Source organism: Pseudomonas sp. MOIL14HWK12:I2 (assembly GCF_000510745.1).
GTDB lineage: Bacteria > Pseudomonadota > Gammaproteobacteria > Pseudomonadales > Pseudomonadaceae > Chryseomonas > Chryseomonas oryzihabitans.
Map to the genome: position 1 here is coordinate 181287 of NZ_AZOA01000009.1, position 13546 is coordinate 194832.

General features: G+C 65.9%; 16 protein-coding genes. 1 reads left to right on the forward strand and 15 read right to left on the reverse strand.

Features of this window, described 5'->3' with window-relative positions:
- Positions 1–103: 103 nt before the first annotated feature.
- Positions 104–631, forward strand: coding sequence for a superoxide dismutase family protein (sodC, locus tag PSK12I2_RS0107940; protein WP_007160370.1), 528 nt, complete (start codon positions 104–106; stop codon positions 629–631).
- On the opposite strand, the gene flhB is transcribed toward sodC, so the two are convergent.
- From flhB to fliF, 15 genes are all read right to left on the reverse strand, one after another.
- Entirely contained in the window at positions 624–1772 is a 1149-nt protein-coding gene (flhB, locus tag PSK12I2_RS0107945; protein WP_007160371.1) for a flagellar biosynthesis protein FlhB, read from the reverse strand. The genes sodC and flhB overlap by 8 nt on opposite strands.
- Before the next feature lie 12 nt (positions 1773–1784).
- Positions 1785–2561, reverse strand: coding sequence for a flagellar biosynthetic protein FliR (gene fliR, locus PSK12I2_RS0107950; protein WP_027597971.1), 777 nt, complete (start codon positions 2559–2561; stop codon positions 1785–1787).
- A gap of 3 nt (positions 2562–2564) precedes the next feature.
- Positions 2565–2834, reverse strand: coding sequence for a flagellar biosynthesis protein FliQ (fliQ, locus tag PSK12I2_RS0107955; RefSeq protein ID WP_027597972.1), 270 nt, complete (start codon positions 2832–2834; stop codon positions 2565–2567).
- A 28-nt stretch (positions 2835–2862) separates the two neighbouring features.
- Positions 2863–3660, reverse strand: coding sequence for a flagellar type III secretion system pore protein FliP (fliP, locus tag PSK12I2_RS0107960; RefSeq protein ID WP_027597973.1), 798 nt, complete (start codon positions 3658–3660; stop codon positions 2863–2865).
- Positions 3657–4070 carry a flagellar biosynthetic protein FliO gene (gene fliO / locus PSK12I2_RS0107965; protein WP_027597974.1) on the reverse strand — a complete coding sequence of 138 codons (414 nt, stop codon included), beginning with the start codon at positions 4068–4070 and terminating at the stop codon, positions 3657–3659. Before fliO ends, fliP begins: the two co-directional genes overlap by 4 nt.
- Before the next feature lie 3 nt (positions 4071–4073).
- The gene (gene fliN / locus PSK12I2_RS0107970; RefSeq protein WP_007160376.1) at positions 4074–4529 is read right to left on the reverse strand and encodes a flagellar motor switch protein FliN; all 456 of its coding nucleotides are present in this window, start codon (positions 4527–4529) and stop codon (positions 4074–4076) included.
- Between the two features lie 56 nt (positions 4530–4585).
- The gene (fliM, locus tag PSK12I2_RS0107975; protein ID WP_007160377.1) at positions 4586–5557 is read right to left on the reverse strand and encodes a flagellar motor switch protein FliM; all 972 of its coding nucleotides are present in this window, start codon (positions 5555–5557) and stop codon (positions 4586–4588) included.
- Between the two features lie 8 nt (positions 5558–5565).
- Positions 5566–6087: a flagellar basal body-associated protein FliL gene (fliL, locus tag PSK12I2_RS0107980; RefSeq protein WP_027597975.1), complete on the reverse strand. Its 522-nt coding sequence runs from the start codon at positions 6085–6087 to the stop codon at positions 5566–5568.
- A gap of 119 nt (positions 6088–6206) precedes the next feature.
- Positions 6207–7610: a flagellar hook-length control protein FliK gene (locus PSK12I2_RS0107985; RefSeq protein ID WP_027597976.1), complete on the reverse strand. Its 1404-nt coding sequence runs from the start codon at positions 7608–7610 to the stop codon at positions 6207–6209.
- An 88-nt stretch (positions 7611–7698) separates the two neighbouring features.
- Positions 7699–8055, reverse strand: coding sequence for an Hpt domain-containing protein (locus tag PSK12I2_RS0107990; protein ID WP_027597977.1), 357 nt, complete (start codon positions 8053–8055; stop codon positions 7699–7701).
- Between the two features lie 46 nt (positions 8056–8101).
- On the reverse strand, positions 8102–8545 hold the full coding sequence (gene fliJ, locus PSK12I2_RS0107995) for a flagellar export protein FliJ (RefSeq protein WP_027597978.1): 444 nt from the start codon (positions 8543–8545) through the stop codon (positions 8102–8104).
- A gap of 6 nt (positions 8546–8551) precedes the next feature.
- Positions 8552–9898 carry a flagellar protein export ATPase FliI gene (gene fliI / locus PSK12I2_RS0108000; protein WP_027597979.1) on the reverse strand — a complete coding sequence of 449 codons (1347 nt, stop codon included), beginning with the start codon at positions 9896–9898 and terminating at the stop codon, positions 8552–8554.
- Positions 9888–10667: a flagellar assembly protein FliH gene (gene fliH, locus PSK12I2_RS0108005; RefSeq protein WP_027597980.1), complete on the reverse strand. Its 780-nt coding sequence runs from the start codon at positions 10665–10667 to the stop codon at positions 9888–9890. The genes fliI and fliH overlap by 11 nt, the downstream gene beginning before the upstream one ends.
- A 67-nt stretch (positions 10668–10734) precedes the next feature.
- Positions 10735–11745, reverse strand: a complete 1011-nt coding sequence (gene fliG / locus PSK12I2_RS0108010) for a flagellar motor switch protein FliG (protein ID WP_007160384.1) — start codon at positions 11743–11745, stop codon at positions 10735–10737.
- On the reverse strand, positions 11732–13540 hold the full coding sequence (fliF, locus tag PSK12I2_RS0108015) for a flagellar basal-body MS-ring/collar protein FliF (protein WP_027597981.1): 1809 nt from the start codon (positions 13538–13540) through the stop codon (positions 11732–11734). The genes fliG and fliF overlap by 14 nt, the downstream gene beginning before the upstream one ends.
- Between the last annotated feature and the right edge of the window lie 6 nt (positions 13541–13546).

The window sequence follows — 13546 nt, forward strand, 5'->3', positions numbered from 1 at the left end:
CAGGACTGGTTACGGATCGCCGGACTCGTCGGCTGAACCGTGGGCGGAGGCCATGAGTCTGTCTAGGGACCCGCGCTAGCGCGCCTATCCGAGGAACATCACCATGAAAATCTGGACCGCGACCCTGTTGGCCACCTGCCTGGTCGGCACCGCCCAGGCAGCCGAATCCCTGACGATCCCGCTGAACAAGGTCACGACCGACGGTGTGGGCGAAAGTGTCGGCAGCGTGCAGGTGACCCGCTCCAAGTACGGTCTGGTCTTCACGCCGGATCTCAAGGGCCTGGAGCCCGGTATCCATGGCTTCCACGTCCACACCAAGCCCAACTGCGGCGCGGCCGAGGTGAACGGCACCCTGACCGCAGGGGGCGCGGCGGGCGGCCATCTGGATCCGCGTAACACCGGCAAGCACAGCGCGCCCTGGTCGGACGACGGCCACCTGGGCGAATTGCCGGCGCTCTACGTGACCGCCGACGGCCAGGCCACCCAGCCGGTGCTGGCGCCCCGCCTGAAGCGCCTGGAAGAGCTCAAGGGCCATGCGTTGATGGTGCATGCCGGTGGCGACAACTACGCCGACCAGCCCAAGCCGCTGGGCGGTGGCGGCGCACGCGTCGCCTGCGGCGTCATCAAGTAGGCGCCTTCCCCTCCTCATCCCGCCGCAGATCCGGCGGGATGGGCAGATCGGACAACTTGGGCTTGCGCCCGCGTCCAGCCCGGAATTGCCTGAGCTGATAGACATAGGCCAGGACCTGGGCCACGGCCACATAGAGTCCGGCCGGAATCTCCTGATCCACCTCGGTGGAGAAATACACCGCGCGCGCCAGCCCTGGCGACTCCAGCAGCGAGACCTGGTGTTCCTGGGCGATCTCGCGGATCTTCAGCGCGGTGAAATCGCTGCCCTTGGCCACCAGCACCGGCGCCCCGCCCTTGGCCGCGTCGTACTTGAGCGCCACGGCGAAGTGGGTCGGGTTGGTGATGACCACATCGGCATTGGGCACTTCGGCCATCATCCGACGCTGGGCCATCTGCCGCTGCATCTGGCGGATCTTGCCCTTGACCTCGGGCTTGCCCTCGGCGTCCTTGTATTCGTCCTTGATCTCCTGCTTGGTCATCATCAGCTTCTTGCGATTGCTGAAGATCTGGAAGGGCACGTCCACCGCGGCGATGATCAGCAGCCCCAGGGCCAGCAGCAGGGTGGCATGCCCCACCACCTGCATGCTGTGCAGGAGCGCCTGCTCGGTCGGCAGCTTGGCGATCTGCAACAGGGCCGTGCGCTCGCTCATCAGCACCAGCACCGATACGCCGAGGATGATGAAGAACTTGCCCAAGGCCTTGAGCAACTCCACCAGAGAATTCTTGGAAAACATCCGGGCGATCCCGGACATGGGATTCATCCGGCTCGGCTTGGGCGCCAGCATCTTGCCGGAAAACAGGAAGCCGCCCAGGGCGATGTGGCCAACGATGGCGGCGATCACCACCAAGGCGATCATCGGCAGCATCCCGATCATCGCCGCCTTGCCCGAGGCCAGCAGAAAGGTGCCCATGAAGCGTTCGTCCATGACCTCTTCGCGCCGCAGGGAGAAATTGCTGCGCATCACCTCCAGCAGCTTGCCGCCCAGGAAGGCGCCGTACATCAGCAGGCCGCCGACCCCCGAGAGCATGACCGCCACCGTGCCGAGTTCGCGTGATCGCGGGAGCTGCCCCTCCTCCCGGGAATCACGCTTGCGTTTCTCTGTGGGGTCTTCTGTACGGTCTTCGCCATCGGATTCAGCCATGCGGCATATCTCCTAGCGGGCTCGGGCGAGTTCGCGCAGCCACTGCAGCGCCTCGCTGGCGAGACTTTCATAGTGGGAGAGGATGTCGGCGGTGCCGAGCCAGACGATGACCATGCCCAGCACCACGATCAGCGGCATGCCGACGGAAAAGATGTTCAGCTGCGGCGCGGCGCGGGTCATGATGCCAAAGGCGATGTTGACCACCAGCAGCGCGGTGATGGCCGGCAGCACCAGCAGGATGCCGGCGCCCATGACCCAGCCCAGCCGCCCGGCGACCTGCCAGAAGTGCTCGACGCTCAGGGTATCGCCCACCGGCAGGGTAACGAAGCTTTCGGCGAGGATCTCGAACACCACCAGATGGCCGTTCATGGCCAGGAACAGCAGCGTCACCAGCATGGTGAAGAACTGGCCCATGACCGGGGCCGAGGCGCCGTTGACCGGGTCGATCATGGACGCGAAGCTCAGACCCGCCTGGGTCGAGATGATCTGCCCCGCCACCACGAAGACATGGAAGAACAGCTGCAGGCTGAACCCCATCACCGCGCCGATGAGGATCTGTTCGACGATCAGCGGCAGCGCCTGGGGACTGATGGCATCCACCTGTGGCATCGGCGGCAGGGTCGGCACCAGCACCAGGCTCAGGGCCAGGGCCAGATACATCCGCACCCGCACCGGGACCAGGGTGGTGCCGATGATCGGCATGGTCATCAGCAGCGCGGCGATGCGAAACAGCGGAAACAGGAAGCTGCCGACCCAGCCGCCGATCTGGGCGTCGCTGAGGGCGAGCATGGGCTAGCCGATCAGCCGCGGGATGTTGGCGACCGAGGTCTGGATGAATTCCATCAGTTGCCGGACCATCCAGGGCCCCAGCACGATCAGCGTCAACAGGGTGACGATCAGCCGCGGCAGAAAGCTCAGGGTCTGTTCGTTGATCTGGGTCGCCGCCTGGAAGACCGCCACGATCAGACCGACGATCAGACTCGGCACCACCAGCACCGCCACCAGCAGCGCGGTAAGCCAGAGACCCTGGCGGAACAGATCGACGGCGACTTCAGGGGTCATTTCGCTTCTCCACGCAAAGGGGGCACCGCTAGACGGTGCCGAAGCTGCTGGCCAGGGTACCCATGATCAGCGCCCAGCCATCCACCAGCACGAACAGCATCAGCTTGAACGGCAGGGAGATGATCATCGGCGACAGCATCATCATGCCCATGGCCATCAGCACGCTGGCGATCACCAGGTCGATGACCAGGAAGGGAATGAAGATCATGAAGCCGATCTGGAAGGCGGTCTTGAGTTCGGAGGTGACAAAGGCCGGCACCAGGATCGACAAGGGCGCCTGGTCGGCGCTGGGGATGTCGGTGCGCTTGGACAGCCGCATGAACAGGTCCAGGTCCGATTGCCGGGTCTGCCCCAGCATGAAGTCCTTCATCGGCACCTGCGCCCGGGCGATGGCGTCCTGGGCGCTGAGTTGTTCGTTCAGATAGGGCTGCACGGCGGTGCTGTTGATGCGGTCGAACACCGGCGCCATGATGAACAGCGAGAGAAACAGCGCCATGCCCACCAGCACCTGGTTGGACGGCGTGGTCTGCAGGCCCAGCGCCTGGCGCAGGATGGCGAAGACGATGACGATGCGGGTGAAGCTGGTCATCAGCATGACGAACGCCGGGATGAAGCTCAGCGCCGTCATGATCAGCAGGATCTGCAGGCTGACCGAATACTCCTGCTGCCCCTGGCCGTTGGTGCTCAGGGTAATGGCCGGGATCGACAGCGGATTGGCCTGCCCGGCCTGCTGCGCCAGCGCCAGGGGCGCGAACAGCAGCACGGCCAGGCCCAGCAGCCAGCCCAGGGTGCGCCCGAGGTTGGCCGGGAGACGCGAAGAGATCATGGTTTCGCCTTGGGATCGCGGCTGATGAGTTCCAGCAGGCGCTGGGCGAATTCCGGCGCCGGCGCCTCGGTCTCGCCCGGTCGCACCGGCTCGCGCAGGCTGTGCAGCGGCGTGATCCGTCCGCCGGCGACGCCGATCAGCAACTGCTCCTGGCCGACCTGAACCAGCACCAGCCGCTCGCGCGGGCCCAGGTGCTGGGTGGAGATGACCTTGATCACCTGCTGACCGCGCGGACCCTGCTGCTGCACCCGGCGCACCAGCCAGGCCAGGCCGAGAATCAGCGCGATCACCAGCAGCAGACCGAGCAGCAACTGACCGACCTGCGCCCCCACATCCAGCCCCGGCGAGGTGGCTTCGGCGGCACGCGCGGTCAGGGGCAGGAGACCCAGCGGCAGGAGCAGACTCTTCATGGATCACCGCAGCTTCTTGATACGTTCTGTGGGGCTGATGACGTCGGTCAGGCGGATCCCGAACTTCTCGTTCACCACCACCACTTCACCATGGGCGATCAGCGTACCATTCACCAGCACGTCCAGCGGCTCGCCAGCCAGACGGTCGAGCTCGATGACCGAGCCCTGGTTGAGTTGCAGCAGGTTGCGGATGGAGATGTCGGTGTGGCCGACCTCCATGGAGATGGTCACCGGGATGTCCAGGATCACATCCAGGTTGGGCCCTTCCATGCCGCTCACTGCCAACCCCCCACTGCTCTGACCAAATTCTTCCACCGGCGCCTTGGGCGGCTTGGGGGCTTCGACCTGGGTACCCTGGGCCATCAGTGCGTCGATGTCGTCCTGACTGGCGTCACCGGCTTCGGCCAGGGCCGCGGCCCACTCGTCCGCCAGGGCTTGTTCTTCTGGGTTGTCTGCCATCGTCTGGGTCTCGTGCTACGCCGGGCCCGGGCCCGGACGGAAAAAACGGTTGTCGCTCAGCGGCCGCGGCTGACCGGTTCGAGAATCTGCAGGGCCAGGTTGCCCTTGCGCGCGCCCATCTTGACCTTGAAGGTGGGCATGCCATTGGCGCGCATGAGCATCTCCTCGGGCATTTCCACCGGAATCACGTCGCCGGGCTGCATGTTGAGGATATCGCGGAGTTTGAGTTGGCGCCGGACAACCGTCGCCTCCAGGGGCACGCGCACATCGAGCAGGTCCTCGCGCAAGGCCTTGACCCAGCGTTCGTCCTGATCGTCCACGTCCGACTGGAAGCCGGCGTCGAGCATCTCGCGGATCGGCTCGATCATCGAATAGGGCATGGTCACGTGCAATTCGCCGCCGCCGCCATCCAGTTCGATGTTGAAGGTGCTCACCACCACCACTTCGCTGGGGCTGACGATGTTGGCCAGGGCCGGGTTGACCTCGGAGTTCATGTACTCGAACTGGCAGTCGAGCATGGCGCCCCAGGCTTCCTTGAGATCGATGAAGCACTGGTCGAGCACCATGCGCACCACGCGCAACTCGGTGGGGGTGAATTCGCGGCCTTCGATCTTGGCGTGACGCCCGTCGCCGCCAAAGAAGTTGTCCACCAGCTTGAATACCAGGCGGGCATCGAGGATGAACAGCGCGGTACCGCGCAGCGGCTTCATCTTGACCATGTTGAGGCTGGTGGGCACGTACAGCGAGTGGATGTACTCGCCGAACTTGGTGACCTGCACCCCACCCACGGAGACGTCCGCCGAGCGCCGCAGCAGGTTGAACATGCTGACCCGGGTATAGCGGGCGAAGCGTTCGTTGATCATCTCCAGGGTCGGCATGCGTCCGCGGACGATGCGATCCTGGCTGGTGAGGTCATAGCCCTTGATGGTGCCCGGCTCGGCATCGGTCTCGGTCTCGACGATGCCATCGTCGACCCCGTGCAGCAGGGCATCGATTTCATCCTGAGAGAGCAGATCTTGCACGGCCATGGCGTTACCTATTGCAGGACGAGATTGGTGAACAATACCTGTTCGATGGCAGTCTGGCCGGTCAGTTTCTTCGCCAGTTCCTGAACCTTGCTGGTGGCCTGCTGGCGCAGCATCTCCTTGCCTACCGGCGTCAGCAGGCTATTGAAGTCCTGCCCGGAAAACAGCATCACCAGCTGGTTGCGGACCTGCGGCAGTTGCGCCTTGAGCGCATCCATCTGCGCCTGGTCGCGCCCCATCAGGGTCACCGTGACCTGCATGTAGCGCTGACGACCGTCGGCGTTGTAGTTGACCACGAAGGCCGGCACCAGCGCCTGGTAGACCGCGGCCAGATGCACCGGTGCCGCCGGAGCGGCCGGTGCGGCGTGCTCGGGCTCGGCGCTCTTCTTGCCGAGCAGGAACCAGGTCGCACCCACCGAGGCGCCGATGACCAGCAGCAGGGCCACGACGATGATGATGATGAGTTTGAGCTTGCCCTTGCCCTTGCCTTCCGCGGCTGCGCCCTCTGCCGCGGGCGCCTGCTTCTTCGCCATAAGTGTTCGACCGAATCCTGTGCGGCTCGTCACCCCTGTTGGGTGACGCAGCTAACCTATTGATACGAAGGGGATATAGCAGGTGCGGCCCAGGCTGTCACCTGGGAGCCGTTGGCCTGTCAGGCGTAGTAGTCGACCAGACTGCGCGCGGCGAGGGTCGCCGAGCCGCGGGTTTCGGCGACGTTCGCCACCGCTTCGTCCGCGCCATCCCCTGCGACACCCCCGCGGCCCCGGCGCGAGCCCTCGTGCTGAGCGCCCTGCTGGGACTGCTGCCAGGCCTGGCCGGACGACTGATCGGAGACGTTGACGTTGGCCAGGTTCATGCCCTGCTGGGCGAAGAGCTCCCGCAGACGCTGGCTGCCGTTGTCCAGCGCCTCGCGCACGTCGGCGTGGGGACTGGCGAAGGTGACCTGGGTCTGGTCCTGGGTCATGTCGATGCGCACCTCCAGTTTGCCCAGTTGCGCCGGCTCCATCTGGATGTCGGCGGTCTTGAGGTTCTGGCTGGACATCCACATGACCTTGTCGACCACCGCCTCGCTGAAGTTGCCGGCCTGGGGATTGAGCGGCTGGCCCGGTACGGCAGCGGTGACCGGACGAGCGGTCTGCGCCGGACTGCTGAGCGCCTGCGACAGGGCGGTGAGCTTGTCGGCGAAGGCATCAGTCTTGCTCGGGGCCGCCGCGTCCTGACCATCGCCCTTGTCCAGGGTCGCGGCCAGGGCCGCGCTGGCTGCCTGATCCGCCGCCTGGGCGGGCGTGCCATCCGCCGGCAACAGCCCTTGCAGCTGGGTGGCCGCCAGGTTGTTGGCGTTGCTGGTGAGCTTGGCGGCGTCACCCTGGGCCTGGGGCACCTGGCCCAGCAGCTGTGCCAGACCATCGTCGGTCGTCTGCTGCTCGCCGGGCTTGGCCGGGGTGGCCGTGGCGCCCGCGCCGATACCCGGGGTGGTCGTCTGGGCTACGGTTGCCACGGCAGCGCCCAGCAGCGCCGCCGGATCCAGGGCCTGGGCAGTGGCGGTGGCTGCGGCGTCCGCGGCCGTCCCGGTGGGCAGCTGAGGCGTTGCCACAGGCGTGGCTACCGGCTGCGGGAACTGGCCGGTCATGCCGAACATGAACAGCGGATCCAGAACCGCGTCCACCGGCGCCTTGGCGTCTTCGCCCTGGGCCACCGGCAAGGTCTTGCCGCTGTCGTCGGCGGTGGTTGCCGACGGCGCGTCGCTCTTGGCGGTGCTGTCGGCCTCGGGCTTGGCGTCCGCCGTGCGGTCGTCATCGCCCGCGCGTTTCACCCGGTCATCCCCATCACGGGCACGCCCGGATTCGCTCTTGCGCGCCTGGCTGGGGGCCTTGCTGTCGCTGGTGTCACGCGGCTTTTCGCTGCGCACCGGCTCACGCGGCTGCTCCTGGGCAAAGACATCGGCGAAGCGCTCCTGCGCGGCCGGGCGATCCTGGGAAGGGGTCTTGGCCGCCGCCCGGCCGGTGCTGGCTGGCGAGGTGGCGGTGTTCAGAAGGAAATCGGGCACGACGGCCATGGAGGACTCCGAAGGACGGGTTTTCGGACGGGTTTTCGGATCACTAGCAAGTTGCGCGCCAGCCCTAAACGCCAGCGCTTTGACGAGGTCAGCCCGCGTAGCGTTGCCGCTCGACCTTGAACAGGATGCGGACGATGGCGAATTCGCGCTCCATGGCGGATACCCCCATGGCCAGCTCGGCGGTGGTCGCCCGACGCCGCGCGCCCTCCTCCACGGCTCGGCACAGCTCCGCCAGCGGTGCGGCCCCCATGTTGCCGGCACTGCCCTTGAAGCTGTGCGCCAGCTGGCGGACCTGTTCGGCATCGCCGCCGATCACGCTGCGCTTGAGTTCGGCGATACGTTCTTCGCAATCCGCCAGAAAGGTTTCGATGAGGTCGACGTACTCCTCCTCCATGCAGTCGCGCAGGGCGGCGAGCGTTTCCGGATCGAGATGGGAGGAAAACATCGGCATTCTCACTGGCTAAGACAAGGGACGAGGGGCAAGGCCCGGCCTAGATATAGGTCGAGCGCGCCCGCTGGGCGTATTCGTCCATCTGTTTCTGTTCGCGCTTGTCCTCGACCAGGCGCTGCTCCTGGCGATAGCGCTCGACCAGCTTGCGCAGGCCTTCGAGGCGCGCATAGTGCTCCTGCCACTGGGTGCGGGCCTTGGCCACCACGTCGCGGTGCCACTGGGCGTTGCGCTCCTGCTGGCCGATCGCCTCTTCCAGCTGGCTGAGAAAGCGCTGATAGCCGATCAGCCACTGGCCGGTGACGCCGCGGCTGCCATTGGCCACCAGGCGCTGCTGGTAATCCTCGCGATAGCGCTGCAATTCGCCGAGCTTGAACTCGGCCTGGGCCAGTTGCTGCTGGCACTGCCCCAGGCGCTGGGCCGCGTCACGCTCGTCGCGCTCGCTCATCTCCACCACGGGGCCCAGACGTTCGGCTCTGCCTTTCATGATCTATCAGCCTCCCAACACAGCTTGGAGATTGGCGGCACTCTGCTCCAGCGATTCGCTCTCGCGCAGCCCCTGGCGCAGGAAGTGCTGCATGGGGGCGTAGCGAGCGATCGCCAGATCGGTTTCGGCATTTCCGCCGGGCACATAGGCACCGACGCTGAGCAGGTCCTTGGCCTGCTGATAGAGCGACCAGAGCTGCTTGACGCGCTGGGCGTTGCGCAGGTGGTCCGGGCTGACCACCTGGGGCATGACCCGGCTGATGGACGCCTCGATGTCGATCGCCGGATAGTGGCCTTCCTCGGCCAGCCGCCGCGACAGCACGAAGTGGCCATCCAGCACGCCCCGCGCCGAGTCGGCGATGGGATCCTGCTGATCGTCGCCTTCCGAGAGCACAGTATAAAACGCCGTGATCGAACCCCCACCTTTTTCTGCATTGCCGGCCCGCTCCACCAGCCGCGGCAGCTTGGCGAACACCGACGGCGGATAGCCCTTGGTCGCCGGCGGCTCGCCGATGGCCAGGGCGATCTCCCGCTGCGCCTGGGCATAGCGGGTCAGGGAATCCATCAGCAGGAGCACGTTCTTGCCCTTGTCGCGAAAGTATTCGGCGATGCGGGTGCAGTACATGGCTGCACGCAGGCGCAGCAGGGGCGCATCGTCCGCCGGCGAGGCCACGACCACTGCCCGCTTGATGCCCTCCTCGCCCAGGATGTGCTCGATGAATTCCTTCACCTCGCGGCCCCGTTCGCCGATCAGCCCGACCACGATGATCTCGGCCTTGGTCAGCCGGGTCATCATGCCGAGCAGCACGCTCTTGCCCACGCCGGTACCGGCGAACAGACCGAGACGCTGGCCGCGACCCACCGTCAACAAACCGTTGATGCTGCGGATGCCGACGTCCAGGGGCTCGCTGATGGGCTCGCGCTTGAGCGGGTTGATGGTGGGGCCGTCCATCGGCACCCAGTCTTCGGCACGCATGCGGCCCTTGCCGTCCAGGGCATTGCCCAGGCCATCCAGCACGCGACCGAGCATGGACATGCCCATGGGCAGACGGCCGGTATCCGGCACCGGCACCACCCGGGCGCCGGGCGCGATACCGGCGAGGCTGCCCACCGGCATGAGAAAGGTCTTGTTACCGTTGAAGCCCATCACCTCGGCCTCGACTTCCACCGGCTGGTAGCCACCGCCATTGATCAGCCGGCAGCGACTGCCGACGGCGGCACGCAGGCCCTCGGCCTCCAGGGTCAGGCCGACCATGCGCAGCAGGCGGCCCTCGATCACCGGCTGCTGTTCGACCCGGATGGCTTCATCGTAACCGCCGAGGCGGCGTTCGAAACTCAGACGCTCAAGACGCATGGGGGGCATCCTCGATGTCGATGTGCAGATCGGCTTCCTGGGGCTGGGTCGCCTGGTGACGCTGCTGTTCGGCCAGCTGCGTCAGCGCCTGGGTCAGACGGGTCTCGATGCTGGCATCGATGACGCTGCTCTCGGTCTCGATCCGGCAGCCGCCAGGCATCAGGGTCTCGTCCTCGAGGATGCGCCATTTCTCCTCGTGGCGGTCACGCAGGGCCTTCATCAGCTCGAAGTCCTGGGGGCTGACCTGGATGCGGATGTTCTCGGCCCCCATGGGCAGCAGCTTCAGCGCCGTGCGCACCACCTGACCCAGTTGACTGGAGTCTAGCGTGAGTTCGCGCTGGATGACTTCGCGGGTGATGTGCCGGACCAGCTGCACCATCCCGGCTTCCAGGGCCTGGTCCTGTTCGCCGATGGGATCGAGCAGATGGCTCATCAGGGTTTCCAGGCTGGCCAGCCGGGCGGTCAGCGCCGCCTCGGCTTCCTGGCGCGCCTTGAGCTGACCGGCGTGGTAGCCGTCGCGCTCGCCGGTGACGAAGCCTTCGTTGTAGGCCTCCTGGCGGATCGCCTCCAGCTCTTCGAGGGTGATCGGCTGGACCTCTTCGACCGGCACTTCTTCGATCTGCGGCTCCGGCTGGGGCTCGGGCTCGGCCGCCGCGGGCGCAGGGATCTCCTCGGGCTCGTCGAAACTGTCGAAGGCCGGCAGTCGCCAGACATCGAAGGCTTCCAGATCCCGCGCCCTGATCAATTCGCTCGCCGCTTCTTTGCTCATTACCTGTCCGTCAGAAAACCGCTACTGAGCAGACATTAGCAAAGCACAGGCCAACCCCGGCAAGCCGTCAGACCATTTCCTCGCCACCCTTGCCGCCCAGAACGATCTCGCCGGCATCGGCCATGCGACGAGCGACGGCGAGGACCTCCTTCTGCGCGCCCTCCACCTCGGACAGTCGCACCGGCCCCTTGGCTTCCAGGTCGTCGCGCAGCAGCTCGGCCGCGCGCTTGGACATGTTGCGGAAGAACTTCTCCTTGATGCCGTCGTCGGCACCCTTGAGCGCCAGCACCAGCACATCGGACGACACCTCGCGCAGGAGCGCCTGGATGCCGCGGTCGTCGACGTCGGCCAGGTTGTCGAAGACGAACATCAGGTCCTCGATCTGCCCCGACAGATCCTGGTCCGCGTCGCGGATCGCATCCATCAGCGGGCCTTCGACCGAGCTGTCCAGGTAGTTCATGATGTCGGCGGCGCGCTTCACGCCGCCCAGGGCGGTACGGGTGGTGCTGGCGCTGCCGGAGAACTGCTTCTCTAGGATCAGGTTCAGCTCCTTGAGCGCCGCCGGTTGCACGGTGTTCAGCGAGGAAACGCGCAGGACGATGTCCAGGCGCACCTTGTGATCGAAGTGACCGAGCACCTCGGCCGCCTGGTCCGGGTCCAGATAGGCCACTACGATGGCCTGGATCTGCGGGTGTTCGTAGCGGATCACGTCCGCCACCGCCCGCGGCTCCATCCACTTCAGGCTGTCCAGGCCGCTGGTGTTGCCGCCCAGCAGGATGCGGTCGATCAGGCCGCTGGCCTTGTCCTCGCCCAGGGCCTGGGTGAGCATCTTGCGGATGTAGCCGTCGGCGCCCACGCCCAGGCTGGTCTGGTCGCCCACTACCTCGATGAAGTCGCCCAGTACCCGCTCGACCTGCTCGCGGTTGACGTTGCGCATCTGCGCCATGGCGGTACCGACCTTCTGTACCTCCTTGGGTCCCATGTGGCGCAGGATCTGCGCGGCATCGGCCTCACCCAGCGACAGGAGGAAGATCGCGGCCTTCTCGACCTTGGAAAGTTGCGCGTCATTCGTCGCCATTGATCCAATCCTTCACTACCTGGGCGACACGGCCCGGATCATCGTTGACCAGCTGCTTGATGGCGGTCAGTTGAGCGTCATAACCCTCGCTGGGGCTGGGCAGCAACAGCGGCGCAGGACCGGCCAGGCTCACCTTGTCGTCGGCCAGATCGTCCGACAGCCCATCCAGACCGCCGGCACCCAGGGCACCGGCACCACCGGCAGCGGCCAGGGCAGCGGCGTCCTTGGTGTTGCCGCCGGACAGGTTCTTCAGCACCGGACGCAGCACCCCAAAGACTAGCACCAGGATGAAGAGGACGCCGAGGGCCTGCTTGACCACACCCCAGAACCAGGGCTGCTGGTAGAAGGGAATGCTCTCGATCTCTTCCTGCTGCACCGGGGCGAAGGGCGCATTGATCACGCTCACGCTGTCGCCACGGCTGGCGTCGAAGCCCACGGCATCCTGCACCAGACGGGTGAAGCGAGCCAGGTCTTCGGTGGTCCAGGGCTGGTGGCTGACCTTGCCGGCGGCATCGACCTTGACCTGGTCGTCCAGTACCACGGCGACGGAAAGCCGACGCAGACGACCCTGCTGCTGACGGGTGTAGCTGATGCTGCGGTCCAGTTCGTAGTTGCGGGTGTTCTGCTCACGCTTGTCGGTCGGGTACGGCAGGGTCGCCGGCAGGCTGGTCTTGCTGTCGTAGATGAACTGGTCATTGGCGTCGCGCAGCGGCTGGCCGGGAGCGATGTAGTTCGCACCGCCACCCTGGGCACCGGCCTTTTCCGGGGTCGAGGACGGACCGGGCGGCTGGTTGGACAGGGCCCCCGGCACGCCCTGGGCGCCGCCGCCGGAAGTCTGACGCTGTTCGCTGTTCTGTTGCTCGCTGCGCAACGCCGGCTGATCCGGGTTGAACTGCTCGGAGGTCGACTCCACGGCATTGAAGTCCACGTCGGCGGCCACCTCGGCCTTGAAGCGGCCATTGCCCACCACCGGCTGCATGATGTTCTGCACGCGCTGGGTCAGGGAGCCTTCCATCTTGCGGGTGTAGTCCAGTTGCTTGCCGGCGATCGACAGCTCGGAAAGATTCTGCTGGTCGGACAGCAGCTGGCCCTTCTGGTCGACGATGGTGACCTGGGACTTGTCCAGTTCCGGCACGCTGGTGGCGACCAGGTTGATGATGGCCATGACCTGACCGGCATCCAGGGTACGGCCGGGGTACATCTCGACCAGTACCGAGGCGCTTGGCTTGCGCTCGTCACGAACGAACACCGAACTCTTCGGGATCGCCAGGTGCACCCGGGCGCCCTTGATGTTGTTGAGGCTGGAAATGGTCCGGGCGAGTTCGCCTTCCAGGCTGCGACGGTAGTTGGCCGCTTCCATGAACTGGCTGGTGCCCAGCGGCTGCTCCTTGTCCAGCAGCTCGAAGCCGACGTTGCCATCGGAGGCGGTGATGCCGGCCGCGGCCATCTTCATGCGCGCCCGGCCGAGGTCATCGGACTTGACCAGCAGGGCACCGGAATTCGGATCGACCTTGTAGCTGATGTCGGCCGCGCCCAGGGCCTGCAGCACCTGGTTGGCGTCGAGACCGTTCATGCTGGTGTACAGCGGCCGATAGTCCGGCTGCTGGGTCCAGAGCACCACGGCGAAACCCAGGGCGACGCTGGCGGCCAGGCCGATCAGCAGCCCCATCTGCCGCAGCAGCGGCATGTCGGACAGGTTGTCGAGAAAGCTGAGACCCAGCAGCGACTTCTTGGGCTTGTCTTCAGCCGCAGGTTGGGTCGTCGGGACGGGTGCGTTGGTAAGAGCGTCAGCCATTTTCTA

Bases quoted from the DNA above. Each gene is read 5' to 3' on its own strand.
- sodC (WP_007160370.1), top strand. From the start codon at position 104: ATGAAAATCTGGACCGCGACCCTGTTGGCCACCTGCCTGGTCGGCACC.
- flhB (WP_007160371.1), bottom strand. From the start codon at position 1,772: ATGGCTGAATCCGATGGCGAAGACCGTACAGAAGACCCCACAGAGAAA.
- fliR (WP_027597971.1), bottom strand. From the start codon at position 2,561: ATGCTCGCCCTCAGCGACGCCCAGATCGGCGGCTGGGTCGGCAGCTTC.
- fliQ (WP_027597972.1), bottom strand. From the start codon at position 2,834: ATGACCCCTGAAGTCGCCGTCGATCTGTTCCGCCAGGGTCTCTGGCTT.
- fliP (WP_027597973.1), bottom strand. From the start codon at position 3,660: ATGATCTCTTCGCGTCTCCCGGCCAACCTCGGGCGCACCCTGGGCTGG.
- fliO (WP_027597974.1), bottom strand. From the start codon at position 4,070: ATGAAGAGTCTGCTCCTGCCGCTGGGTCTCCTGCCCCTGACCGCGCGT.
- fliN (WP_007160376.1), bottom strand. From the start codon at position 4,529: ATGGCAGACAACCCAGAAGAACAAGCCCTGGCGGACGAGTGGGCCGCG.
- fliM (WP_007160377.1), bottom strand. From the start codon at position 5,557: ATGGCCGTGCAAGATCTGCTCTCTCAGGATGAAATCGATGCCCTGCTG.
- fliL (WP_027597975.1), bottom strand. From the start codon at position 6,087: ATGGCGAAGAAGCAGGCGCCCGCGGCAGAGGGCGCAGCCGCGGAAGGC.
- PSK12I2_RS0107985 (WP_027597976.1), bottom strand. From the start codon at position 7,610: ATGGCCGTCGTGCCCGATTTCCTTCTGAACACCGCCACCTCGCCAGCC.
- PSK12I2_RS0107990 (WP_027597977.1), bottom strand. From the start codon at position 8,055: ATGTTTTCCTCCCATCTCGATCCGGAAACGCTCGCCGCCCTGCGCGAC.
- fliJ (WP_027597978.1), bottom strand. From the start codon at position 8,545: ATGAAAGGCAGAGCCGAACGTCTGGGCCCCGTGGTGGAGATGAGCGAG.
- fliI (WP_027597979.1), bottom strand. From the start codon at position 9,898: ATGCGTCTTGAGCGTCTGAGTTTCGAACGCCGCCTCGGCGGTTACGAT.
- fliH (WP_027597980.1), bottom strand. From the start codon at position 10,667: ATGAGCAAAGAAGCGGCGAGCGAATTGATCAGGGCGCGGGATCTGGAA.
- fliG (WP_007160384.1), bottom strand. From the start codon at position 11,745: ATGGCGACGAATGACGCGCAACTTTCCAAGGTCGAGAAGGCCGCGATC.
- fliF (WP_027597981.1), bottom strand. From the start codon at position 13,540: ATGGCTGACGCTCTTACCAACGCACCCGTCCCGACGACCCAACCTGCG.